The organism is Streptosporangium nanhuense (genome assembly GCF_059358815.1).
On sequence record NZ_JCADBG010000001.1, the window covers coordinates 50965 to 75553 of the forward strand.

23 protein-coding genes are annotated in these 24589 nt (G+C 67.8%); 15 read left to right on the plus strand and 8 right to left on the minus strand.

What is annotated here, in order from left to right; all coding sequences use genetic code 11:
* The first annotated feature begins 2 nt into the window (after positions 1 to 2).
* The 7 genes from AC5L38_RS00190 (at position 3) to AC5L38_RS00220 (ending at position 9492) form a co-directional block, all read left to right on the plus strand.
* Entirely contained in the window at positions 3 to 2393 is a 2391-nt protein-coding gene (locus AC5L38_RS00190; RefSeq protein ID WP_495240665.1) for a glycoside hydrolase family 2 protein, read from the plus strand.
* Positions 2390 to 3340 carry an ROK family protein gene (locus AC5L38_RS00195; protein WP_495240666.1) on the plus strand — a complete coding sequence of 317 codons (951 nt, stop codon included), beginning with the start codon at positions 2390 to 2392 and terminating at the stop codon, positions 3338 to 3340. The genes AC5L38_RS00190 and AC5L38_RS00195 overlap by 4 nt, the downstream gene beginning before the upstream one ends.
* On the plus strand, positions 3337 to 5298 hold the full coding sequence (locus AC5L38_RS00200; protein WP_495240667.1) for a cellulase family glycosylhydrolase: 1962 nt from the start codon (positions 3337 to 3339) through the stop codon (positions 5296 to 5298). The genes AC5L38_RS00195 and AC5L38_RS00200 overlap by 4 nt, the downstream gene beginning before the upstream one ends.
* A 319-nt stretch (positions 5299 to 5617) precedes the next feature.
* The gene (manA, locus tag AC5L38_RS00205; RefSeq protein ID WP_495240668.1) at positions 5618 to 6763 is read left to right on the plus strand and encodes a mannose-6-phosphate isomerase, class I; all 1146 of its coding nucleotides are present in this window, start codon (positions 5618 to 5620) and stop codon (positions 6761 to 6763) included.
* A gap of 346 nt (positions 6764 to 7109) precedes the next feature.
* Positions 7110 to 7496: a MarR family winged helix-turn-helix transcriptional regulator gene (locus AC5L38_RS00210; protein WP_495240669.1), complete on the plus strand. Its 387-nt coding sequence runs from the start codon at positions 7110 to 7112 to the stop codon at positions 7494 to 7496.
* A gap of 192 nt (positions 7497 to 7688) precedes the next feature.
* Positions 7689 to 8906, plus strand: a complete 1218-nt coding sequence (locus AC5L38_RS00215; RefSeq protein ID WP_495240670.1) for an amidohydrolase family protein — start codon at positions 7689 to 7691, stop codon at positions 8904 to 8906.
* Between the two features lie 307 nt (positions 8907 to 9213).
* A complete protein-coding gene (locus AC5L38_RS00220; protein ID WP_389918218.1) occupies positions 9214 to 9492 on the plus strand; it encodes a hypothetical protein in 279 nt (92 codons plus the stop codon).
* Positions 9493 to 9820: 328 nt separating this feature from the next.
* On the opposite strand, the gene AC5L38_RS00225 is transcribed toward AC5L38_RS00220, so the two are convergent.
* Entirely contained in the window at positions 9821 to 10735 is a 915-nt protein-coding gene (locus AC5L38_RS00225; RefSeq protein ID WP_495240671.1) for a CPBP family intramembrane glutamic endopeptidase, read from the minus strand.
* 652 nt (positions 10736 to 11387) lie between these two features.
* The gene (locus AC5L38_RS00230; RefSeq protein WP_389918214.1) at positions 11388 to 12602 is read right to left on the minus strand and encodes a serine hydrolase domain-containing protein; all 1215 of its coding nucleotides are present in this window, start codon (positions 12600 to 12602) and stop codon (positions 11388 to 11390) included.
* A gap of 143 nt (positions 12603 to 12745) precedes the next feature.
* Between AC5L38_RS00230 and AC5L38_RS00235 the strand changes: the two genes are divergently transcribed.
* Together AC5L38_RS00235 and AC5L38_RS00240 are read left to right on the plus strand one after the other, a co-directional pair.
* Positions 12746 to 13894 (plus strand): sensor histidine kinase, encoded by a 1149-nt coding sequence (locus tag AC5L38_RS00235; protein WP_495241524.1) that lies wholly within the window; start codon positions 12746 to 12748, stop codon positions 13892 to 13894.
* Complete coding sequence (locus tag AC5L38_RS00240; protein WP_389918213.1) at positions 13891 to 14592, plus strand: response regulator; 702 nt, start codon at positions 13891 to 13893, stop codon at positions 14590 to 14592. The genes AC5L38_RS00235 and AC5L38_RS00240 overlap by 4 nt, the downstream gene beginning before the upstream one ends.
* 993 nt (positions 14593 to 15585) lie before the next feature.
* Here AC5L38_RS00240 and AC5L38_RS00245 read toward each other — a convergent pair.
* From AC5L38_RS00245 to AC5L38_RS00255, 3 genes are all read right to left on the minus strand, one after another.
* Positions 15586 to 16512 carry a carbohydrate-binding domain-containing protein gene (locus tag AC5L38_RS00245; RefSeq protein ID WP_495240672.1) on the minus strand — a complete coding sequence of 309 codons (927 nt, stop codon included), beginning with the start codon at positions 16510 to 16512 and terminating at the stop codon, positions 15586 to 15588.
* 70 nt (positions 16513 to 16582) lie between these two features.
* The gene (locus AC5L38_RS00250; RefSeq protein WP_495240673.1) at positions 16583 to 16957 is read right to left on the minus strand and encodes a transposase; all 375 of its coding nucleotides are present in this window, start codon (positions 16955 to 16957) and stop codon (positions 16583 to 16585) included.
* A gap of 183 nt (positions 16958 to 17140) precedes the next feature.
* Positions 17141 to 17503, minus strand: a complete 363-nt coding sequence (locus AC5L38_RS00255) for a hypothetical protein (RefSeq protein ID WP_495240674.1) — start codon at positions 17501 to 17503, stop codon at positions 17141 to 17143.
* 277 nt (positions 17504 to 17780) lie between these two features.
* On the opposite strand from AC5L38_RS00255, the gene AC5L38_RS00260 reads away from it, so the two are divergent.
* Entirely contained in the window at positions 17781 to 18401 is a 621-nt protein-coding gene (locus AC5L38_RS00260; protein ID WP_389918206.1) for a TetR/AcrR family transcriptional regulator, read from the plus strand.
* A 94-nt stretch (positions 18402 to 18495) separates the two neighbouring features.
* Here AC5L38_RS00260 and AC5L38_RS00265 read toward each other — a convergent pair whose 3' ends face one another.
* A complete protein-coding gene (locus AC5L38_RS00265; protein ID WP_495240675.1) occupies positions 18496 to 18921 on the minus strand; it encodes a MarR family winged helix-turn-helix transcriptional regulator in 426 nt (141 codons plus the stop codon).
* A gap of 85 nt (positions 18922 to 19006) precedes the next feature.
* On the opposite strand from AC5L38_RS00265, the gene AC5L38_RS00270 reads away from it, so the two are divergent.
* The gene (locus tag AC5L38_RS00270) at positions 19007 to 19828 is read left to right on the plus strand and encodes an SDR family NAD(P)-dependent oxidoreductase (RefSeq protein WP_495240676.1); all 822 of its coding nucleotides are present in this window, start codon (positions 19007 to 19009) and stop codon (positions 19826 to 19828) included.
* A gap of 48 nt (positions 19829 to 19876) precedes the next feature.
* A complete protein-coding gene (locus tag AC5L38_RS00275; protein ID WP_495241525.1) occupies positions 19877 to 20239 on the plus strand; it encodes a TetR-like C-terminal domain-containing protein in 363 nt (120 codons plus the stop codon).
* A gap of 436 nt (positions 20240 to 20675) precedes the next feature.
* On the opposite strand, the gene AC5L38_RS00280 is transcribed toward AC5L38_RS00275, so the two are convergent.
* A complete protein-coding gene (locus AC5L38_RS00280) occupies positions 20676 to 21563 on the minus strand; it encodes an alpha/beta fold hydrolase (protein WP_495240677.1) in 888 nt (295 codons plus the stop codon).
* 84 nt (positions 21564 to 21647) lie between these two features.
* Here AC5L38_RS00280 and AC5L38_RS00285 point away from each other — a divergent pair, with 84 nt between their 5' ends.
* Together AC5L38_RS00285 and AC5L38_RS00290 are read left to right on the plus strand one after the other, a co-directional pair.
* Complete coding sequence (locus AC5L38_RS00285) at positions 21648 to 22127, plus strand: MarR family winged helix-turn-helix transcriptional regulator (protein WP_495240678.1); 480 nt, start codon at positions 21648 to 21650, stop codon at positions 22125 to 22127.
* 71 nt (positions 22128 to 22198) lie between these two features.
* Positions 22199 to 22387 carry an MmyB family transcriptional regulator gene (locus AC5L38_RS00290; RefSeq protein ID WP_495240679.1) on the plus strand — a complete coding sequence of 63 codons (189 nt, stop codon included), beginning with the start codon at positions 22199 to 22201 and terminating at the stop codon, positions 22385 to 22387.
* Positions 22388 to 22665: 278 nt separating this feature from the next.
* Here the strand turns inward: AC5L38_RS00290 and fxlM are convergent, their stop codons facing one another.
* On the minus strand, positions 22666 to 23838 hold the full coding sequence (fxlM, locus tag AC5L38_RS00295; RefSeq protein WP_495240680.1) for a methyltransferase, FxLD system: 1173 nt from the start codon (positions 23836 to 23838) through the stop codon (positions 22666 to 22668).
* A gap of 235 nt (positions 23839 to 24073) precedes the next feature.
* Between fxlM and AC5L38_RS00300 the strand changes: the two genes are divergently transcribed.
* The gene (locus tag AC5L38_RS00300) at positions 24074 to 24529 is read left to right on the plus strand and encodes a hypothetical protein (RefSeq protein ID WP_495240681.1); all 456 of its coding nucleotides are present in this window, start codon (positions 24074 to 24076) and stop codon (positions 24527 to 24529) included.
* Positions 24530 to 24589 lie beyond the last annotated feature (60 nt).

Genomic DNA, 24589 nt, shown 5'->3' on the forward strand with positions numbered 1-24589 from the left:
TCGTGACCACCACCCATCTGCTGAACACTGGCTGGACGCTCACAGCGGTGTCGGACGAGGTCGCCATCGCCGACGTGCCGGCGGTCGTGCCCGGGTGCGTTCATACCGATCTCTTGGCCGCCGGCCTCATCCCCGACCCCTACCTGGACGACAACGAGGTCAGGCTCGCCTGGATCGGTCGCACCACCTGGGCCTACGAGACGATCTTCCAGTGGTCGGCTGACGAGCACGCCAACACCGACCTTGTCTGCGAGGGTCTCGACACGGTGGCCACGCTGCTCCTCAACGGGGTGGAGGTCGCGCGAACCGCCAACCAGCACCGCTCGTACCGGTTCCCGGTGCGTCACCTCCTCGAAGAGGGGGACAACCGCCTCACCGTGATCTTCGATTCCGCCTACGAGTACGCCGAGCGTCTCAGGGAGGCGCTGGGCGACCGGCCGGGAGCGTACAAGGAGCCGTATCAGTTCATCCGCAAGATGGCGAGCAACTTCGGGTGGGACTGGGGCCCGACACTGGTCACCGCGGGAATCTGGAAGCCCATCGCCCTGGAGAGCTGGACGGGGGCGCGCCTCGCGCAGGTGCGGCCGTTGATCACCACGCGGCCGGCCCTGGGCGGCGTGGACGGGCGGGTCGAGGTACACGTCACGATCGACGGTCGCGTCGACGAGCCGACGACCGTCACCGCCGAAGTCGACGGCGTGTCCGCTCACATCGTCCTGGCCGCCGGCGAGCAGGAGGGAGTGCTGTCGCTCGACATGCCCTCACCCGCCCTGTGGTGGCCTCGCGGGCACGGCCCCCAGGCCCGCTACACGCTGGAGGTGCGGCTGGGCGACCAGGTCTGGACCCGCATGGTCGGCTTCCGGTCCGTCGAACTGGACGGCGACGCCTTCACCATCGCGGTGAATCAGGCGCCGGTCTTCGTCCGGGGCGTCAACTGGATTCCGGCCGACTGTTTTCCCACGCGGGTGACCCGCGAGCTCCTGGCCGATCGGTTCGGGCAGGCGATCGACGCGAACGTCAACCTGCTGCGCGTGTGGGGGGGAGGCCTCTACGAGAGCGAGGACTTCTACGACCTGGCCGACGAACTGGGCCTGATGGTCTGGCAGGACTTCCCGTTCGCCTGCGCCGCGTACCCGGAGGAGGAGCCCATCAGGAGCGAGGTGGAGGCCGAGGCCCGGCAGAACATCGTCCGCCTGAGCCCGCACCCCAGCCTCGTGCTCTGGTGCGGCAACAACGAGAACATCGAGGGCCACGCCGACTGGGGATGGCAGGACGCCCTGGCCGGCCGGTCCTGGGGCGGCGGCTTCTACTTCGACCTGCTCCCGGGTCTCGTCGCCGAACTCGATCCGTCACGTCCGTACTGGCCGGGGTCGCCGTACTCGGGAGCACCGGACCTGCCGCCCAACGACCCGGCCAGGGGCACCATCCACATCTGGGACGTGTGGAACCGCGAGGACTACCTTCACTACGGCACGTTCCGGCCGCGCTTCGTCGCCGAGTTCGGCTTTCAGGGGCCGCCCTCCTACGCCGTCATGCGCCAGGCGATCAGCGGCGAACTCAGCGCGGACGCGTCACTCGTCCTTCACCACCAGAAGGCCGAGGACGGCAACGCCAAGCTGCTGCGAGGCCTGCGCCCGCACCTGCCCGAACCTCGGACGTTCGACGACTGGCACTATCTGACGCAGCTCAACCAGGCGCGCGCCATCACCTACGGCATCGAACACTTCCGAGCGCAGATGCCCGACTGCATGGGCACGATCCTGTGGCAGCTCAACGACTGCTGGCCGGTGACGTCGTGGGCGGTCATCGACAGCGCGGGGCACCGCAAGCCCCTGTGGCACGCCCTGCGGCGGATATACGCCGACCGCCTGCTGACCGTTCGCGACGGTGTCGTGACAGTGATCAACGACAGCCCCGATCCATGGCAGGGCGAGATCACCGCGATCCGCTCCAGGCTGGACGGCGACCTCCTCGCCAAGGAGATCCTGACGCTTTCCGCGGACGCCAGAAGTGTTCAGCGCATCCCCCTTCCCGAAACGGTCTCCGTACCGGACGATCCGGCGACAGAACTGATCACCGCCTCCGTCAGGGAACACCGTGCCTTCGGCTTCTTCGCCGAGGACATCGGGATCGACTGGCCGGCCGCGCGGTACGACACCCGCGTGGACCGGGTCGCCGACGGCTACAGAATTTCCGTGAGCGCCCACACCATCCTCCGCGACCTGGCGATCTTCCCCGACCGCCTCGACCCGCACGCGACGGTGGACGACATGCTGCTGACCCTGCTCCCCGGTGAGGTCGCGCAGATCACCGTCACCACCGACCGAGACCTGGACGTCGCGGCACTGGTCCGCTCGCCCGTGCTGCGCGTCCTGAACGAGGGCCTTCGATGAGCGTGCTGGCCATCGACATCGGTGGCACGAAGTTCGCCGCGGCCGCGGTGGACCCGGCCGGCAGGATCCTCGTGCGCTACGAAGTGCCGCTGGCGGTGGCCGGATCGCCTGACCGCGCCCTCCGCGCGGTCATCGACGCGGTCCTCGCCCATGTCCCGGCGAGCGAACTGCACGGCATCGGCATCGGGAGCGCGGGCCCCATCGACATCGACAGCGGAACGGTCAGCCCGGTCAACATCCCCGGATGGCGTGATCACCCCGTGGTCGACGCCGTGACCGCCGTACTGCCCGATCGGCCGGTGCGCCTGGCCGGAGACGCCCAGTGCATGGCCTTGGGAGAGTGGTGGCGCGGAGCCGGCCTGGGCCGACGCTCGGAGACCCTGCTCGGCGTCGTGGTGTCGACCGGCATCGGCGGTGGCTGGGTGTTGAACGGCGTCCCCTACCTCGGGTCCACCGGAAACGCCGGTCACATCGGTCACATCGTCGTCGATCCAGACGGCAATCAATGTCCTTGCGGTTCGTTCGGCTGCGTCGAGACGATCGCGAGCGGCCCGAGCATGACGGCGTGGGCGCGGCGCCGGGGCTGGGACGGGCATGACGCGCATGCCCTTGCCCTGGCCGCGGCGAACGAGCATCCCATCGCGGAGGCCGCCTTCCACCGGGCGGCAGACGCGCTCGCGACCGCGCTCCTCACCTCGGCGGTTCTCATGGACCTTGACCGCGTCGTCATCGGCGGTGGCGTCGCCGCCGCCGGATCGGTTCTGTTCGGCCCTCTCGGCCAGGCGGTCACGGATCGCTCCTGCCTTCCCTACACCCGCCGGCTGCGCATCGGTCCCACCACCTTGGGGCGCGACGCAGGCCTCCTGGGAGCCGCGGCCCTGGTCCTGGCCCCCTCCAGCCCAGCCCCGGTCACCCACCCCCCAACCCCCCAAGGAGCACCCTTATGAGATGGACCCGGTGGCTCGTCGCCGCGATGGTCGTCGCTTCCGGCTTGACGGTGACGGCGCCCACCCCGGCCGCCGCATCCCCGTCGGACTTCGTCGCTCGCCACGGATCGCAGTTCACGCTCAAGGGTGAACCTTTCCGCTATGCGGGCACCAACAACTACTACCTGATGTACCGCTCACCGGCGGAAGTCGACGACGTCTTCGCCAGGGCGAAGGCGGCCAAGCTCTCGGTGATCCGCACCTGGGGTTCGCTCGACGTCGGCAACCAGGATGGAAGCGACTCGATCCACCACAAGGAGGACGGCGTCTACTTCCAATACTGGGACGGCGCCAAGCCCGCCTACAACGATGGCGCCGACGGCCTGGAGCACCTGGACTACGTCCTGTGGAAAGCGCGCCAGTCGGGAATCAAGCTGATCATCCCCTTCGTCAACAACTGGAGCGCGTTCGGCGGCATCGACCAGTACGTTCGCTGGGCCAAGGGCACCTACCACGACGACTTCTACACCAATCCCACCATCAAGAAGTGGTACGCCGACTGGATCAGCCACCTGCTGAACCGCGTCAACACCATCACCGGGATCAAGTACAAGGACGATCCCACCGTCATGGCCTGGGAACTCGCCAACGAGCCGCGCTGCAAAGGTTCGGGCAACTACCCCACGTCCCCCGCCTGCTCCACCACCACGCTCAACACATGGGTGGCGCAGATGTCCAAGCACGTGAAGTCGATCGATCGGCGCCACCTGGTGAGCGTCGGCGACGAGGGCTTCTACTGCAGCGCCTCGGGAACCGACTTCACGGACGACTGCTCCGAAGGCGTGGACACCCTCGCCTTCGCCTCGCTTCCCAGTATCGACTTCATGTCGCTTCACCTGTACCCCGACCACTGGACCAAGGACGCGGCCTGGGGCACCAAGTGGATCACGCGGCACACAACGGATGCGCGCAGGCTGGGCAAACCCGTCGTCCTCGGCGAGTTCGGCCTCCTCGACAAAGCCACCCGCAATCCGGCGTACCGCGCCTGGCTGGATGCCTTCATCCTCGGCGGTGGCGACGGCTTCAACTACTGGATGATCGCCGGAACGCAGGATGACGGCACTCTGTACCCGGACTACGACGGTTTCACCGTCTACTGCCCCAGCCCGGTGTGCCAGACCATCACCAACGCCGGTGCCACGATGCGGGGCAAGCCGCCGATCTTCCCGCCGGTGGCGGACAACGACACCGGCGTCACCACCTTCGACACGCCGGTCACCGTCGGCGTCACGGCGAACGACATCGCCTACCTGGCCAAGATCCGCGACGACAGCATCGATCTCGATCCGGGCCGGCCGGGGCGGCAGAGTTCGCGAGTCACCCCATCGGGCACCTTCTCGGCGGCACCAGGAAAGATCACTTTCACCCCGGCCGCCGGTTTCAGTGGAAAGGCCGACGCGAACTACACGGTCCGTGACACGCTGCTGCGCCTTTCCAACACGGCCACCGTGTCGATCGTCGTGAAACCCGACCCCGGCGCCGCCGTGGTCATCGCCTCGTTCGAGGACGGTGTCCAGGGGTGGGCGTCCGCGAACTGGCAGACCGACGCCGGAACGGTCGCGGCGTCAGACCAGCACGCGACCGACGGCACGGGCAGCCTGCGCATCGACGCCACCGGCGGTGGCTGGTTCGGCGTCACGCTGCCCGAACCGCTGGACCTGTCGGCCAAGGGCAGTGTGAAGTTCGACCTGCGCAGCACGACGACCGGTACCTCGACCAGCGTCGCCTTCCAGACCGGGCCGGACTTCACCTGGTGCCAGTCGACGTGGGGTTACCAGAATCCGGACACCGCCGGCACGGTGGAGGCCGACCTGCTTTCCGGGTTGTCGTGCTCCGCCCAGGATCTGGCCGATATCCGCGGCATCTACCTCTGGGCCGGTTCGGGCACGTTCTACATCGACAACGTACGCGCTGAATGACAACCCCTCGTGGGGACGCCTGAAGCCGACGTCCGCACGAGGCCTCAAACGACCGGTGACGACGGCACCGGCTTTTGGGGGACCAGAACCGCACCATCGACGAGACGTCTCGACCTCCGAAAGTGCGCCCGCACCGGCGGCGTCTCGTACCCACTCCGTCCACATCACATTCGGTGGCGGATGTGCCACCAGAGATGTTCTCGCACCTCCCGTGGGCCTGCCCAAGCCGCGCTCGGCAGGCACACCTGGGGTGCTTGGCATCGGCGTTCTGCGCCACTCATTCGGCCTCCCCTCACGGACCCAGGGACTTAAGACGATCATGAACGACTCCCGTATCCCCGCCGCCCGCGCGACGGTCGGCACGATCGGCCGTCTGCGCAACCCCGTGAAGAACTACGACTGGGGCTCGCGCACGGCCCTCGCCACGCTGACCGGGCGGCCGTCCCCGGCCGAGCGGCCCGAGGCGGAGATGTGGTTCGGCACCCACCCGTCGGGGTCCTCGTCGGTGCTGCGGGGCGGGACCTGGCACTCCCTGGCCGAAACGGTGGCCGCCGACCCGGTGGCCGAGCTGGGCCCGGAGACCGTCGAGCGGTTCGGCTCGCGGCTGCCGTACCTGCTGAAGCTGATCGCGGTGGACCTGCCGCTCTCGCTGCAGGTGCACCCCTCGCGCGAGCAGGCCGAGGAGGGCTTCGTCCGGGGCACCTACGTCGATCCGTTCCCCAAGCCGGAGCTGATCTGCGCGCTGACCCCCTTCACCGGGCTGGCCGGATTCCGGCCGGCCGAGGAGGCCGCCGCGCTCATCGACGGGCTGGGCCTGCCGGCGCTGGAGCCGATCGTCGCCCCGCTGGCGGCCGGTGACCCCTCCGCCGCGCTGCGCGCGCTGGTGGAGTGGCCCAAGGAGGGCAGGGCCGAGCTGCTGGACGCGATCGCGCGGGCCGCGGCAGCCGCCGGCGGCCCCGACAACGAGCTGGTCGTCCGCCTGGCGGAGATCCATCCCGAGGACCCCGCCTGCCTGGCGCCGCTGTTCCTGCGGCGCCACGAGCTGCGGCCCGGCGAGGCGCTCTTCCTGGGCGCCGGGGTGCTGCACTGCTACCTGAGCGGGTTCGGCGTGGAGATCATGGGCGGCTCCGACAACGTGCTGCGCGCCGGGCTGACCGGCAAGCCGATGGACGTGGAGGAGCTGCTGCGGGTCACCGACCCCTCGGTCCCGGCCCTGCGGATCGAGCCGTCCGGCAACCTCTACCGGACCCCGGCACCCGAGTTCCGCCTCGGTACGGCCGTCCTCGGTCCCGGCCTCACCCTCCAGGGCGGGGTGCCGCGCATCCTGCTGTGCACCGAGGGGGAGATCGCGACCGGCGGGCACACCCTGCGCCCCGGCGAGTCCGCCTTCGTCCCCGGCGCCCATGGGCCCGTCGAGGTGCGCGGCTCGGGAACGGTCTTCTGGGCCGAGCCGGGCACCGACTGACAGATGATGTTCATGGTGACGCTGCGGCGGGTCTGCCCCACCGGCTGGCTGACGTCTCGGCTGTCCTGCCGGCGATTTGTCGACACCCACGGCCTGACGCACCACGCGGCGGTATCGATCCCACTCACTCCGCCCGTGTCACACTCGATGACAGATATGCAGCCAGAGATGTTCTCGCACTCCCCGTAAGCCTGCCCAAGTGGCGCTCAGCAGGCGAACCTCACCGAAACGCTCCGTACATCGGGACTAGGCTGAGACCGTGGTAGATGGATCTCGGTCGGCTGACGACGAACTGCTTGACTCGGTCGGTGCGGCGTTCGCACGACTTCGACGGCGTACGCATCTGGTGAAGACCAGGGAACAACAGTTCGACCGCAAGGATCTGTCCCGAAACCTGATCATCAACGTCATCGACGAGGCGGCTGGTGAGATGACGGTCGGCGGTATCGCCGAGCAGCTCGGCTTCGACGCGTCGGTCGCCAGCCGGATCGTCTCGGACATGATCTCCAATGGCTACCTGGAGCGGGCGGCTTCCCAGCACGACGGCCGGCGGACCGTCTTGCGCCTCACCGAGGAGGGTGTCGTCCTGCGCGATCGCTATCGCAGCCAGCACCGGCAGGCGTTCGAGCACATCACCAAGGACTGGCCGACCGGGGAAAGGCTGGAGTTCGCCCGCCTGCTGCTCAAGTACGCCGATGCGACCAGTGCCCTGAGCAGGGACGACGCATCGTGATCGTCGGTTTCGCCCCCGTTCTCAGCGTGTTCTCAGCTCGAGTATCTATGCTGTAGGTCATACATGTGCAGTACATCATGCATATGGCCACGCGGGACTCGCCCGTGCGGCTCGCCTTAGGGGGACCTCATGGCTACCGCCATCACGAATGCGCGGATCTTCGACGGTGAACGCGTGCTGGGCACGGGGACCGTGGTCATCGACGGGACGACGATCCTGGCTGTCGACGCCTCACGCGATCACGGCGCCGGTCCGTCGCGGCCGCTTCCGGAGTGTTCCGAGACCGTCGACGCGCGCGGCATGACGCTACTGCCGGGTTTGTTCGACGCGCATGTGCACACCTCCATCGAGTCTCTGGCGCTGGCTCTGACGTTCGGGGTCACGACGGAGCTGGAGATGCAGGGAGGATCGACCGCCGGTCATCGAGCGGACATCACCGACAACGACGCCGTGGCGGACGTCCGTTCGGCGGGGTTCGGCATCACGCCTCCCGGCGGCCATCCCGAGGAGCTCTTCCCCGAGGGTGAGGGCCCCGGCGACGGCCCCCCCGGTGGCGGCCCCCCTGGTGGCGGGGACGACCAGGGGGATATGGCGGACCTCGTCATGCCGTTCTGCACCACGCCTGAGGAGGCGGTCGCCTTCGTCCCGAAACTCATCGCGGGCGGCTCCGACTACATCAAATTCATGATCGACGATGGGACGGTCCTGGGGGAACCGGGGCTGCCGATGCTCGATCAGGCGACCCTCAACGCCGGGGTCGCCGAAGCCCACCGTCTCGGCAAGCTGACCGTCGCGCACACCCTGACCGTCGACGCCACTCGGATGGCGATCGAGGCCGGCATCGACGGTCTCGTGCACCTGTTCATGGACAAGCCCCACACTCCCGAGATCATCGACCTGATCGCGAAGTCCGGCGCGTTCGTCGTACCCTGCGTGGTCCTGGACGCCTCCATGATCGGTATCACCGGCAAGGAATTCTCGGCCGATCCCCGGGTGCGCTCCAGGCTGAGCAAGGAATGGCTCGCCACTTTGAACAGCAGCTTCAACCGCTACCCCAAAGGCAAACTCTCTGACGTCCTGGCCTCGGTCAAAGCCCTGCGGGACGCCGGAGTGGACATCCTCGTCGGCACCGACGCCTCCGTGGCGGTGCCGTACCTTGGCGGGCTCGCTCACGGTGCGAGCGTCCATCACGAACTGCAGATGCTTGTGAAGGCCGGATTGAGTCCCGTCGAGACGCTGTCCGCCGCCACCTCCGTGCCCGCCCGGCGATTCGACCTCCGCGACCGCGGACGCATCGCCGAGGGCCTGCGCGCCGACCTGCTCCTGGTTCAGGGCGACCCCACCACCACCATCTCCGACACCCTGAACATCCAGGCCGTATGGCGCCGCGGCACGCGCGCCAAGCTCTGACCAAGGCCGGTCGAGCAAAAGCGTCCCCACCCGCGGCGCGGCCGTCGAGACCCGGCCGCCCCGCCCGGAGGAGACAGCGATCATTCCCGGAACGCGGATGATCACGCTGAACGAACCGGCCCGCGGGCCGACCCAGTTCCCGGCACAAGGACTTCACCGCCATATTCCAGACCGATCCCGGAGGACACTCATGCCCGACCACGACCGACCAGGCTCCGCCCCGGCCGGACCTTCCCCTGAGGCCGGCGCCGGAACACCGGCCGAAGCGACCGCCTCCCCGCGAACGGGCGTTTCACGCCGTGGCGCCTTGACCGCGCTGGGCGTGCTGGGTGCACTGGGCGTCACCGGGTTGACCGGCGGAATCCTCGCCGCTCGCTCCGGCTCCACCGCTCCGGCCGCCGTCGCCTGCGCGCCAACGGGCACCGTCAGCGTTCGCCCCGCCGCCGTGACGCGGAGCATCGCCTTCCCCTGCCACGTGAGGAAACCGACGATGCAGCACATCAACCTCGTGAACGCGAACCCAGCAGGCGATGCTGAAGGCGAACATGGCCGGAATCGCACCCGGCTCACCGCGATGAGCCGCTAGAAACGATTCGCCCGCGCAGCCGGACACGCGAGACACCCTTGCTGCGATATCAGCGAGTGCACCGTGCGTCGCGACGTGGACAGGTTCCGCGAGCTTGGGTATCCGATCCATGCCGTCAAGTCTGACTGAGCACCGCCTTGAGGCCGGCACACCCTGACCCGGGCGATCCTCGGTCTGTGCGAGAGTCTGGGTCTGCCCGCGGTCGCCGAGAAGGTCGAGACCGACGAGCAGCAGGCGTTCCCGCGCGGCATGCGCCGCTCGATAGGCGAGGGCTACCTGTTCAGTCGGCGCTTGTCCGTGCGGAAACTGACGCACTGCGACATGTCGTTCAGTTCTGATGTGTGATCTCCGAGGCGGGTTCCTCCTCCGGACGGTAGCCAAGGCGGCCGCGGGTCGCGACGATCACCACGATCGCCGCCACGGTGCCCGCGAGCAGGGTGACCCGGGACGCCTGCTCGGCGTCGGCGATCGAGGGGAACATGTCCGAGTAGGCGAGCGACATGAAGTTGTTGACGCCGACGTGCAGCAGCATGACGAGCGGCAGGCTCTGGCCGGTCCTGTTGAACACCCAGGTGACGACCACGCTGAAGACGCAGCAGAAGGCGATGAACTCACCGACCCTCATCCACGTGACAGCCGGCCAGCCGCCCCACTCGCTCAGGAAGAGCGGCAGGTGCCACAGGCCCCACAGCGGGCCGAGGATGAAGGTGCCGCCCAGTGGACCGAACCTGCGCTGCATGCGAGGCAGGGCGAAGTCACGCCAGCCGGGCTCTTCCGCCAGACCGGTGGTGACCATCTGGATCAGTAGGCTCGGTAGGTAGGCCACCAGTACGACGACGGGTGGCAGATGGATGTCCCCGCCGGACAGCGCGAGACCGGAGACGATGATGGTGGCGGGAACACCGAGTAGGGTCCCGAGGTACCAGATCCAGCTGACCCGCCACTTCGTCATTCGCCTGGCCCATTGACGGACGCCTTCCCTGCCGTCCGCGACCGCGGTCACGATGAACGCGGCGAGGATGGGGCCGAGATAGGCCCCGGGGAGAACCCCGAGGAGCTGCGAGGAGAACGTGAAATCCCAGACCCCCAGGCCGGTCGCCGAAAGGATGTAGGGAACCCAGGCGATCCAGCTCATCAGGTTGGCCAGCACGAAGAAACTGATCAGCGGACTACGACGGATGAGGCCTCGAAGCCCGGTCTGGCTCGGATATCGCTCGACATCCGGCCGGCTGTTGACTGCCATTTCACCTTCTCCTCTGGGGAACTCGACTGACAGTGATGAGCACACCAGGCACGGACCCCCAGTCATTCCCGCGTACACCCGAATGGGAGTACAGCCAGAGAGCTGTTCAGAGTTCGGATCATGTGGTTGAGGTGGGGAGCTTCGGCCATATGATCGAGCCTCAGGGGCGGAGTCCGGCCTTGTGGCTTTCCGGGGCTTGGTCATAGCGGGTAGCCAGACCACGCCAGGTCTTAATCTTTTGGAAACAGCGTTCGACGGTGTCGCACCGCCGGTAGCGCTCCGGATCGAAGACGACGGGCCGCCCGTTGAACCAGCCACAACCGGTCCGCGCGCGTCGGGCTGGGAATGCCGTCGTCGGCCCGCGGCAAGGAGTACGGCACTGACGTGGTTGCGGTGCTGTGCAACTACGGTCTCGTCGTACGCGGTCTGCAGCGGCTGCAGACTGAAGCGCTGTCGGACGACGCCGCGGCGCCGCGCTCCGTCGAGCGGAACGGTTTCGTCCGCGCGGGCGTTCTGCGCTCCTCGGCCTGCGTGATGGGCGAACTCCCGGACGAGGTGCCGCTCGGATTCCTCGTCCAGCACCGGAAGCCGGACTCGTGGGCTGGACTGCCGCCCGGTGGTCAAAGGAGAGTCGCGGTGCCCTCCCGTCCGGCTACCGGCCGCCGCACAGGGCGTGGTCGACCAGATCCAGGGTGACGTCCTTCCTCGGATACGGGATGCCCGGATCGGGTTTCAGCGAGTCGGTGTTGATCGACACAACCACGCTGCGGGAACCGTCGTGGTTGACGCCGTTGCGGGTCATGAAGCCGAAGATGTCGCCACCGTGGGACCAGTGACCGCCGCAGGAGTTCGGGATGAGCATGATGCCCAGCCCGTAGCGGGCGCCTGGAAGGAATCCCTGGAAGGCCTTGCTGGTGGGTATGGTCTTCTTCATCTCGGCCAGCTGGGCCGGCTTCAGCACCCGGCCGCTCAGCAGTGCCCGCAGGAACCGGTTCGCGTCGTCCGTGGTGCTGATCATCGCGCCGGCCGCGCCGGCGAGGGATGGATTGAACCTGGTCACGTCGAGGAACTCGCCGTACTTGGGATCCTCCTGTGAGGCGCCTTCTCCCGGGAAGCGTTCGTACCCGACGGCGTGCGGCTGGGGGATGGCCGGGCTGGTCTTCGGTATGGAGGTGCCGCGCAGGCGCAGCGGCCGGATGATGCGGTCGCGCACCTCTTCCTGCCAGGTGTTCCCGGTGACCCGGGAGATGATCATTCCGAGCAGTATGTAGTTGGTGTTCGAGTATTCCCACTGTCCCTTGGACAGGTCCCGCGGCGGGAGGGTCATCGCCAGCCGGACGAGTTGCCTCTCCGTCAGCGTCTTGTACCGGTCCCGCTCGAACACTTCCTGGCTCATGATCATTGGTAGCTTGCCCGTGTAGTCGGGCACCGGGCTGGTGTGTTGCAGCAGTTGCCGCACGGTGACGGTGCGGCCGTCGTTGCCGTTACCGGTCAGCAGTCCGGGAAGCCACCGGTGCACGGTGTCGTCGAGCGACAGCCGGCGTTCGCCGACCAGTTGCAGCACGGTCGCCGAGACGTACGTCTTCGTGAAGCTGCCGACGCGGAACTTCGCGTCCCACGGCACGGGTGTCCGCTTGGCCGTGTCGCCGAGCCCGCTGCGCACCGTGATGTCGCCGCGTGCCCGGTCGAGGCCGACCAGCACGCCCGGCGCGCCGTACTTCAGCAGTCTGTCGGCGTCGTGCTGCAAGGTGGACCGGAGGTCGTGGCGGGGGCTTGCGCCGGCGTCGGCGGTGCCGACCCCGAGCGCCATCCCGCCCGCCAGGACGATGGCGGTGCATGTGGTCGCCCTGATTCGTCGTTTTGTCACGCCGCTGAACCTACGGATCACATCGGCGCGGGTCGTCACCCGACGACGGCAACTTCGGCTACCCCTCCGGGGGTAACCACGAGTACCCCGATCGGCCGGTTACGGGCCGGTGATCGGCGGATATCGTGGGACCGGTGCGGACAATGCTGCGATCCATCCTGGTGGACGTGCTGTTGGCCGTCGCGTTCACCGGGCTGACCATGGTGACACTCAACGAACAGCACGGCGGCCGGATTCCGTGGGCCGAGGGTGTCGTCGCCGTACTCACCGTCGTGCCCATCGCAATGCGGCAGCGGGCACCTGTGCTCACCATGGCGGTGATCGTCGGCGCGCTCACCGCATACGCGTTGCTCGGTTACGGCGACTTCCCCAATGGTGGCGTCGGCATCCTGGTCGGCATGTTCACTGTCGCCATGCTGCGCCCACCCGGCGTCGCGGCCGTGATGTTCCTGGCGACGATCGCCACGACGATGATCGCCTACTTCACCGGTGACGCGCCCGCCGGTGCCGCCGCCTGGTCGCAGGTCGTCCAGGTGGGCCTCATCATGGCGGGCGTCTGGGCACTGGGCGACAGCACGAAGAACTGGGCGCTGCGGGCCGAGCGGCTGGCGGCGCAGGCGGCGCGCGCGGCCGCCGACGAACGTGTGAGCATCGCCCGGGAATTGCACGACATCGTCTCGCACCACATGTCGGTCGTCTCATTGCAGTCGGGACTGGCGGAGTACGTGCTGGACAGCGACCCGGGCACGGCGCGAACGGCGATCGTCACCGCAGGCGAGGCCAGCCGAGAGGCGCTGCTGGACATGCGTCGCCTGCTCGACGTGCTGCGGATCGAACCCGGCGACGAGCTGGACGTGGCGGCCGACACCGAATCCGTCTCAGGTTCCGGGTACCGTCCACAACCGGGGCTCGCCCAACTGGAGGAACTGGTGAACCGTACGCGTAACGCCGGAGTCGAGGTCGATCTGTCGGTGACCGGCCGCCGGCTCCCGCTTCCACCAGGGCTGGATCTGTGCGCCTACCGGGTCGTGCAGGAGTCGTTGACCAACATCCTCAAACATGCCGGCCCGGCCTGCGCACGGGTCGAGGTCGACTACGGTCCGCACACTCTCATGGTCCGGATCAGCGACGACGGGAACGGAGGGAACCGCGTCCACGCATCGCCGGCGTCACACGGCATCCGAGGCATGCGTGAGCGCGCGGAACTCTACGGTGGCATGTTCAGCGCCGGACCCGCGAAGGAGGGCGGCTTCACCGTGACCCTGCGCCTGCCGCTCGACGCGGCGCGATGACCGTCCACGTTCTCGTCGCCGACGACCAGGCCCTGATCCGGGCCGGCCTCGTCGCCCTACTTCGAGCCGCACCCGGAATAGAGGTTGTCGGGGAGGCCGGCGACGGCGCAGAGGCCGTGGCCCTCGCCGCCGAGACCAGGCCGGACCTCGTGCTGATGGACATCCGGATGCCGGTGATGGACGGCATCGCGGCCACCCGCCGCATCCTCGCCGACGATGGCGAACACCACCCTCGCGTCGTCGTCCTCACCACCTTCGATCTCGATGAGTACGTGTACACCGCGCTCGGCGCCGGGGCCTCCGGCTTCCTGCTCAAGGACACGCCGCCACAGCGGATCATCGCGGCCGTGAACACCGTCGCGGCCGGCGACATCCTCATCGCGCCGCGAATCACGCACCGGCTCATCGAGGCGTACGCCAAACTGCACCGGGCTACGAGCGCCTACGGGAGGCTGGGCGATCTGACCCCGCGCGAGACGGAAGTGTTGCGCATGGTCGGCACCGGCCTGAGCAATGCTGACATCGCCGACCGCCTGGTGCTCAGCGAAGCGACGATCAAAACTCATGTCAAACGGACGATGAGCAAGCTCGGCCTCAACAGCCGGGCCCAGGCCGTGGTGGTGGCATACGAGACCGGCCTGGTCGTGCCGTCATCGGCGAACACCGGCCCTGATCGCCCACCCGATCGGCATCGCTGACCGCCGGCCGGGCTCGAAGCCTGGTCGACGACGCATTGGGGCTGGTACTGCTCGCCTGGCCACGCCTGCCATGGAGAGATTGACGAACAGGCCAGTGCTAGAGCCGCCGCCCACTCCGGCAGGGATGCCACTGATGGCATCCACGGCCGGACACATCGATGCCGCCGGTGATTGCGCGCCACGCCAGCCGAACCGCTGAAACCGTCGGCCCCGCCGCCGCCATGGAGGTCGGCCTGCTGTCCGGGCTATCAGGCACGACCGAGGGCCTCAACAATGTCTGAATTTCTTTCATTCACCTGGGTCGGCCCTGGGAGTATGCGTTAGGGGCAATATCCCAGCCGGGTAAGTTCACGATGTGAGGCACTGTCATCCCCGGCGTACACCCACCGAGAAAGACGTGGGCGACTTCGGCGGCTCATCCGAGAGGTCCTCGCCTTCGGATCCCTCAACGTCCCAGAAAGTGCTCGGAATAACCGGTTGAAGGCCGCTTTCCGAAGAGAGAGCTTAAGTAAGCACCTCCATGAGCCGCGCCGTATCAGAGCCGTTCCATGGCGCGCGAGAAACGAGATGTCGAACTACAAAAGATCTTAATTAGTTTACTGGTTAAGTTTCGCTCACAGGCGTCGGAGACGCTATCGTCCGATGTCGCCGAACATGTCGGTTAAGGCCTGCGCCTGTTGGGATCACGCGGTAGGTCGTGGTCGACGGCAGGTATCGCGCCTGTGACTGCGCCCATGAGAGGCAGGTCACCTGCCTGAGTCGAACGATCGAGATGCTGAGAGTGGAGCAGGGCGATGGCCGGTCATCGTGAGCAGCCGACGATTGGTGGCGGAGAGGTCGCGGCGGGTGTCGAAGGAACTGGCATCGCACCCCGACCACCTCAACGCTCTGGTGGAGTCACGCGGCTGACCGGTCGTTGCGGCGAGAGGACGGTACCCCTGAATGGGTCAGGGGTACCGTCCTCAACGGTGTCGGCCTCGAGATCGCGTCCTGTTAGATCGGCTGGACCTGGACCCAGAAGCGGGTGTCGTTGCTGAGGTTCGACGAGCTCTTGCTGATCTGGTCGCGGATCCAGTAGATGGCCGCCTTGTAGCCGTTGATGTCAGAGGTGTTGGGGTTGTTGAGCCCGGTCTCCCCGTTGCGGTGTCCGGCGAACCAGGTGTTGATGCCGTAGTGACTCTGGCTCTGGTGCAGGCAGGAGATGTCGGCGCTGAGGTTGCTGTTGAGCGCCGCGCCGTTGTTCCAGCTGCTGCTGCCCTGCCCCTTGAACCTGCTGCACGCTGTACGCAGCATCAGCCAGTTCTGCTTGAATATGCCGAAGTTGGCGGCGTCGTAGGACTTGTTGTCGCCATAGGCGTAGTTGGTCGACATGTTGTCGGTCTCCAGCATGGCGACGGCCAGGTCGAGCGTATTGCCGCCGGCGTTGAGGACCTGCTGCTTTCGATTACCGAGCCCGCTGACGCTGTAGGAACCGCACGACATCCCGGAAGGGCAGCTCAGGCTGCCGCCGGATCCGCCGGAGCCGCTGGCGACTTTGCAGGATTGATTGTTCTCCCAGCCCCAGCCGTCGCCGTCGGGGTCGCTGGAACTGCTGCTGCACGTGGGGTAGCCGCCGGATCCGCCGGAGCCGCTGGCGACTTTGCAGGACTGGTTGTTCTCCCAGCCCCAGCCGTCGCCGTCGGGGTCGCTGGAACTGCTGCTGCACGTGGGGTAGCCGCCGGATCCGCCGGAGCCGCTGGCGACTTTGCAGGACTGGTTGTTCTCCCAGCCCCAGCCGTCGCCGTCAGGGTCGCTGGAACTGCTGCTGCACGTCGGATAACTGCTACTTGCGGCGCTTGCGATCGCCATGGGTGTCGTCACCAGTGCGGTGCCGAGCAGCGATAGAAGTATTGCGGTGATGAGGGCCAGAGGGCGTTTCATCCGCCGCTCCTTCCTTCCGGGGGGTGTTGTTACCTGCTTCCGCAGAGTTAACGGGCCTTAAACGGTTAAGTCAACACTTGGAAACAAGTCCTTCACATGACCTTGGGGGCTCTGTCCTGCGTGACCTCATTCTCAGGGACTGCGTTCTTTCCGGCCTGACGGCTCTGGCTGCGATGAGTCTGCGCAAAGCAGTCAACTCCTTCAGTGAGGACGCCTGAGTGTGGTAGCGGGCGGCAGGCTTGCACCTGTTACCGCTCCACGCGGGTGCGGTGGGTACCGCATCGTAAGAGTGAGCTGACTCGCCAGAGCGGGCCGCGACGAAGTCCAGGGCGCACTCGGCCAGAGCATGACGAAACGTGGCGATCTGGTCGCAGTCGGCGTCGGCGACAATCACCCGCGGAACAAGGCCCCGGCCGATCGCCTCGTCGATCAGATCCAGGGCCATCCGCCTGTGGAGCTTGGTGGTCTAGTTCCAGATCTGTCGGCTCGTCAGGGGGCCGGCCTACTCCTGCCCTGCCGTCATCTGCGTATGACGGCAGGGCAGGAGACCTCCGGTTGCGGTGAAGGGTTGGCTGCTTCGGTTTCCGCTGTCGTCATCGAGTGGCGACCGGATCGACCGGCCCGCGGATCAGCGTGAGCCCCGGCGGTCGGCATGGAAGGCGACGACCGTGGCGAGCGCCGCCGCGATGATCAGTGCCGCGGAAATCGGGTGCATGTCCTTGGAAAGGCTGGGTGCACGGTCGGGGCCGATCGCCCAGAGGATCAGTGCGAGGCCGTAGGCCGTGGCGAGCGCCGCCGTCCACCGCCGCAGTGCGCGCAGCCGGGCGTGGCGCAAGGTGGCGACCAGCGCGAGGGTGACCGGGACGATGGCCAGCATGGCGAACTGGCCGACAACCAGGACCGGCACCGCCCAGGCCGAGATGATGACGGTCCGGGCGGCACGACGGGACCTGCGGCTTTCCTGCGTCTGGGGAAGGGGGAGGGCGGACATGGATACTCCTGTCATCGGGCGTTGGCGGTGATCGCGGGATGCCAGGCCAGCCAGCCGCGGCACAGCACATAGGCCGATGCGACGACCGCGACCCCGGTCGCGAGGGAGGCGAAGGCCGCGGCCGATGAGGTCGGCGCGGCGGGTCGGGGTGGTGATGCGGAGGCGGGCAGTGGTGGCGATGGTCGTGGCAGTCACAGCAACTCCATCCGCTTACTAACAGACGTAAACTTACATGCGTAAACATACGCGATTGCCTAACAGGTGTAAAGTCACGGGAGTGGCTACATCGAAGACCCGGGCCCGCAACAAGCGCGGCGAGGGTGCTCAGTTGCGTGACGAGATCGTCAGCGCCGCCGTGAAACTTGTGGACGACGGCATGCCGCAGAGCGTGACTCTGCGGGCGGTGGCCCGGGAAGCCGGCATCTCCGCGCCGTCGATCTATATGCACTTTTCCGACGTGGACACGATCCTGCTGGCGGTCGCCCAGCAGGCGTTCGCCTCTCTGGAGCAGGAGCTCGCCGCGCCGGATGACGCGGATCCGGTCGTTCGCCTGCGGGCGGCGTGCGCGGCTTACCTGCATTTCGCCGAACATCGGCCCCACCGCTACCGGGTGATGTTCGGAGCGGTGTGGAATGCCGGCCAGGCCCTCGAACGGGCTCCCGCCCTGGCGGACGAGCTTGCCGTGCTCGGCATGGGAGCCTTCGAGGTCATCCGGCGCACCCTCGCCGACTGTGTCGCGGCAGGACGCTCGACCAGCGCGGATCCCTTCACCGACGCGACGGCGCTCTGGGTCGGACTGCACGGATTGGCGCAACTTCGGGTGGCGGCGCCGCTGTTCCCCTGGCCGCCGGATCTGCAGGATGTCGTCATCGACCGGCTGGCGCTGCTGCTCGACTGACCGCTGAGACGGCACCACCTCGACCGGATCGAGCGGGCGGCCGGGGGCTCCGCCCGCTAGGCTCAGCCCGCTCATGCGAAATTCTGTTCTGGTCTTATCCGCGGGTGCGGCTCAGGACCCGCTGGAAGATCTCGGCGAGGCGGCGTAGGTCCTGCGGGTCGCAGTCGGCGAACGGGGTTTCGGTGAGCGTCACGCCGATGACGCGCTCGCGTACCCGCCGGCCCTGCTCGGTCAGCACGACGACCCGGGAACGCCGGTCGGCGGGGTCCACGGCGCGCTCGACGTACCCGCGATCGGCCAGCTGGGTGACGACGAAGCTGAGGTTGGGTGCGTTGCAGAACAGCCGGCCCGCCAGCACCGTCATCGACGGGGCGGGCTCTGCGGGATCGATCGCCCACAGGGCCTGCGCGGTCGCGTGTGTGAGCCGAAGCTCCTCCAGCGCCTTGGCGATGCGGTCACCGGTCAGCATGAAGACCTCGTGACTGGCCCGCACCACCTGCTCCAGTGCCTGGTTCGTCATGCCGGGAGGATAGCAGTTTGCTTCGAGTCTCGAAGCTGTTAGCCTGCTTTTGGTTCGAGTCTCGAAGTAAATGAGGTGGGGCAGTATGTACAGGTACCGCGGTATCACCGCACTCGTCACCGGCGCGTCAAAGGGAATCGGCGCGGCTTATGCGCACGAACTCGCACGTCGAGGGGCCCATCTCGTGCTCGTGGCCCGCTCCGGCGACGCGCTGCGCCAAGTCGCCGACGAGATCCGCGAGGCGCACCAGGTCGAGGTGAACCCCGTGACGGCCGATCTCGCCGACCCCGGCGGGGTGACGGCCCTGATCGCGGAACTGGACCGGCAGGGCCGTACCGTCGACCTCCTGGTCAACAACGCGGGCGCGGGTGCCGTCGGCCCGTTCCTGAGCACCTCGCTTCAGCGCAACGTCGACTCGGTCGAGCTGAACATCACCGCCCTGATGAGCCTGACCCACGTGCTCGGCGGCCGGATGGCCGAGCGGGGGCACGGCGGGATCATCAACGTGGCCTCCACGGCCGCCTTCCAGTCGATGCCGTACCAGGCCAGCTACGCGGCGACGAAGGCGTTCGTGCTGTCGTTCACCGAGGCGCTCGCCGAGGAACTTCGCGGTACGGGAGTCCGTGTCATGGGCGCCCACCCCGGCGCCACCGACACGGGGTTCTTCGACCACTCCTCCGCCACCATGAATCCGGCCTTCACCGACGCGCCGGAAGGCGTCGCGGCCAGGACCCTCGACGCCTTCGCCAAGGGCGCCGTCAACTCCTACCCGGGGCGTACGATCACCAGGGCGATGACGTGGGCCCCTCGCGCACTGCCCCGCACCACGGTCACCCGGCTGACAGGGCGCCTGAACCGGAGACTGGGCCTGCACCGCGCCCACGACATCGACAACTCGCGGCACTGAGATCGATCACCTGGCAATCGCCACCCGGCGACCCGCTCAGACGCCCCGATCGGTCCCGCCCCGGACACCGGGTCCCTGCGCGGTGACGTGCGGGCGGTGATGCAGGCCGCCTTCGACTGGCTGAGTGACCCGCGCATCCGGGCGGTGCTGCCTGACCTGATCGCCGAGTCCGACCGCAACCCCGTGCTCGCCGAGGCGGTCGCGGAACATGTCACGCGCCCGCGCGTCACCTGGGCTCGCACCGCGCTCAGCCAGGCGTGCGACCGGGGCGAGCTGGCCGCCGACGATGTCGACCTGGTGCTGGACCTGACCGTCGCACCGATGTTCTGGCGCCTGACCCACGACCGGCCGGTGGACGACCGATACCTCGTACGGCTCACCGAGCTGACGATCGAAGGGGTGCGACATTGACTCACCAGGAGATCGGCCCACCGTACCTCCGTCAGCATGGCCCTGATCCCCACCAGATCGCCGATCGGCGATCCTAGGGCGCAACGATCACAGAACCGGCCGCCGCGAGCGGGGCAACGGCTCGCTCCGGGTTGCGATCGCGGTCAGGAGCTCCGTGCGGTCCTGGAACGAGAGCAGCCGGAATACGGCAGAAAGACATCGCGAGGACTGACGGCCGATCGTCAGGGTGAGCCTCGTCGTGTTGATCGTGTGGCTGAACGGCGACTTCAGTGTGGAGCTTGTTGCCGGTGTCGGAGGTCGACGGGTCGAGTGACCAGCGGGCGCGGTGTCATCGTTTCGGTGCAGACTTCGATGACGGGTGCGCGCCCCGTAACGGCCGGCGCCTGTCTCGGTGCGGGGCGGCTGTCCAATTTCTCCGGGGCGGCGCGTGGAAGGGTCAGGCGGCGTCGACGCGTGCGGTGAAGTCGTGGATGGCCTTCGCCAGTTCTTCGGGGGCCTCCATCGCGGCGTAGTGGCCGACGCCGTCGAGTGACACCGAGGTGACTTCGGCCGACGTGGCCCGAGACATGGTGTCGGCGGTGAAGGGGCCTCCGCCCGCGCCGACCGCGAGCACGGGCACACTCAGTCCAGGGGTCTTCGCGAGGGTCCTGATTTCGGGGCCTTCCTTCAGCATCGACTGGTAGAGGCCGATCGCTCCGCGCCAGCCATCGGGGCGTGCGTAGGTGCGGGCGAACTCGTCGATGTCGGTGTCGGTGATCGCGCCCGGGGTCGCGCTCAGGGCGGGGAACGCGAATTGGCCGAGGAACTCGCGTTCGCGGCCGGCGAGGAGCATCTCGGGGATGCCGGGCGCGGCGAGGACACCGATGTGCCAGGAGCCCCCGTGGGTGACGTCGGCCAGCGTTTCGAGGCCGAACCCTGGCAGGCCCATCTCGATGGCGGTGAAACTGAGGACGTCTTGCGGGTGGGCGGTGGCCAGGCGGAAGACCGTCGCCCCGCTGATGTCTTGCCCGCTGAGGTGGACGGGGCCGACGTCGAGGTGTGCGATCAGCAGGTGCAGGTCTTCGGCCGAGGTCTTGCTGTCGTACTCGCCCGGCTCGTTGCCGGAGTCGCCGAAACCGCGCAGGTCGACGGCGAAGACGCGGTGGTTGACCGCGAGCAGGGGGATGAGCTTCCGGAAGGCCCACCAGGTCTCGGGGAATCCGTGGACCAGCAGGATCGGCGATCCACTGGTTCCCGCGGCCACGTAGTGCAGGGCGGTTCCGTTGACCTCGGCGTGATGGTGGGTGATCTCCGGCACGGTGGGACTGGCTGGTGCGACGGTCATGTCTCTCCCTAATTCGACAGCCTGGGTGTCTAATATTAGACACCCAGGCTGTCGTTTGTCCAGGCGCTGCGGTAGCCTGCTCCCATGTCTCGCTCTGGCGCCGATCTGGCACTGCTGCTGCTCGGAGGCTTCCGTACACTCGTCGACGCGGCGATCGTCGAGCTGGCCCGGCGCGGCTACGAGGACGTACGTCCTGTCCATGACTTCGCCATGCGTGCCATCGCCGCGGGAGCCGACAGCGCCTCGGAACTGGGCCGCCGCCTGTCGATCTCCAAACAGTCGGCGGCGAAAACCATCGCGGTGCTGCAAGAGCGCGGATACGTGGCACGCGACACCGACCCCCTCGATGCCCGCCGCAAACGCCTTCAGGTCACCCCGCTCGGCTTCGACGTGTTGCGACAAGGTGAAGCGATCTTCGACGAGCTGCGCGATCAATGGGAGCGGCAGATCGGCGCCGCCGAGTTCGAGACCTTCGAGACACACCTGGCCGCGCTGGTAGGAGCGCTGCCTGTACGCTTCGACACCCCCGGCTGGATCACCCGAGACCTCGGCGAGCCGGGTTAGGCGACTTGCCGAGCCACCCTGGCGATCGCCAAGCCGACTCCACCGAACTCGGGGTGCATCAACCCCTCCTTGTGCGCGAGCATCGAACAGGCGCCAAAAGGATGCGTCACCCCGTCGTCGGCGACATCACCCTGGCCTACGAGGTCCTCACCGTCGCCGCCGACCCGGGCCTGTCCCTGCTGGCCTACGCCGCGGCCCCCGGCACGGCCGACGCCGACGCCCTGCGGCTGCCGGCCAGCTGGAGCGCCCCCTCGCGATGACCACAGTCCCACCCCAAGCAGCCCTGAGTCACGCACCGCTCAGACCGCGAAGGGCCTTCCCCGTAGGTGAAGAACTTTCCCAACGGGTGGACGACGACGCTGCTGACACCATCAACGACCAGGCCGGAGGATCGCGAGACGTGAGTGATCTGGGAGCCGCCATCCATGACCGGGAGTCGCGGCGCTGCTGGACCCCCGCTACGATCGCGGGCCATCTTCCTTGAAAGGGGCCAAGTATCGAGAAAAGTCTCAATCTTCCGTGACGGGGTGAGCGCGGCTCAGAGGTCCTTCCAGGACAGGGCGAGCGTGGTGTGGCGCTTGCGGATGAGCAGCCCGCCGTCGGGCGGGTCGCCCCGGTAGGCGTCGATGCGCAGCCCCGTCGTCATGGGCCTGTCCGCCATGTCCCACGCCTGGATGTGGGCGACCATCTCGCGTGCCAGCCGCATCCTGTCCGGCCCGTGGCCGCGCGCGATCAGCGTCCCGTCCGGGGACGGCTCCAGCAGGCAGAGGTTGTCGCGCTCGACGATGCCGACGGACATCCGGAAGCCCGTCGTGTCGAGCGGCGGCGCGGCCAGCCACCCGGGCCGCGCCTCCGAGATCGTGCACCAGCGGGGCTCGTGCACCGCGAGCCACAGGCTCAACCCGTCGAGGAGCTGGGAGAGGCTGGCGCTGATCTCGGTGGACAGCTCGACCACCGGCCCGTCGAGCGCCCCCAGCACGTCACCGATCTCGTTCGCCTCGGGCAGTGAGATCGCCAGGTCCGACTCCCGGTCCAGCACCAGCGTCGTCTCCGGGCCGGCGAAGGGGCCGCGCATCCGCATGAACCCGCAGGGCAGCACCGAACGGCTCGTCCAGTGCCCGTTGTCCCGTTCCATCGCCACCGAGCGCTGCACCCCCCGCAGGTCCAGCGGGGCGACGAGGCGCCCGCCGGGCGCGAGCTGGTCCAGCCAGGCCGGGGCCAGGTCCCACACGCCGACGGTGGCGATCACCCGGTCGTAGGGGGCCTCGGAGGGGAACCCCTCGGCGCCGTCGCCGCACACCAGCCTCACCTCGGGGTGGCCCGCGACCGCCAGGTGCTCCCCGGCCGGTTCCATCAGGTCGGGGTCGATGTCGACGCTCACCACCAGCCCGTCCGGGCCCACCAGATGGGCGAGCAGGGCGGCGTTGTAGCCCGTTCCCGTCCCGATCTCCAGCACCCGCTGCCCCGGCTCCACGCCGAGCTGGTCGAGCATCAGGGCCATGATCGCAGGCTGGGAGGACGAGCTGATCGGACGGCCCTCCGTGTCGCGCTTGGTCACGATCGCGTCGTCCTGGTAGACGGTCTCCGCCGCGAGCTCGGGCAGGAACACATGGCGTGGCACCGTCCGTAACGCGTCGACCACGACCTCGCTGATCCCCCGCGCGCGTACCTGCGCGACCAGCTCTTCCCGTAACGCGTGCCACTCAGTCATCGCCGACCTCCGTGCCGTATGCGTAGTGCCCTGAGTTATATGCCCCCGCACATGTCGAACGTCCCCGTGATGCGCCGTCTCCTGACGCCCCGTGCCGGAATCGGGCGGGAAAACGCACGGGTCCCGGGGGCCGTGACGGTACCCCTCAAGCGGGTGCCGCGCAATGTCCGCGGGGGCGGGGAATCTTCGTGCCCGACCGGCTGAGAATGTCGGAGAATCGCTTTAACATCCCAGCATGAACAGCGATTTCGACTTCCTGCACGGCACCTGGGACATAGACAACCGCAGGCTCCTCAAACCGCTGAGCGGGGAGGACGAGTGGGAGGAGTTTCCCAGCGTCGCCGTCTGCCACGGTTTCTTCGACGGCGCGGGCGTCTTCGACGAGATCACCTTCCCCACGAAGGGCTTCAAGGGAGCGTCGATACGAACCTTCGACGTCGAACGCGAACTGTGGGCGATCTACTGGGTCGACAGCGAGACCGGGGTCATGCACAGCCCCGTCTTCGGCAGGTTCGCCGACGGCGAGGGCGTGTTCCTCGGCGACGAGACCCGTGAGGGCAGGCCCATCCGGATGAGATACACCTGGTCGCAGATCACGCCGACCTCGGCCCTGTGGGAGCAGGCGTTCTCCGCGGACGGGGAGAAGACCTGGGAGACCAACTGGACGATGAGGCACACCCGCCGCGCGTGACACGGCGCGGGGCCTGGGTGGGTGGAGGGCGGAATCGGCCGCCCTCCACCTCCGGCCCTG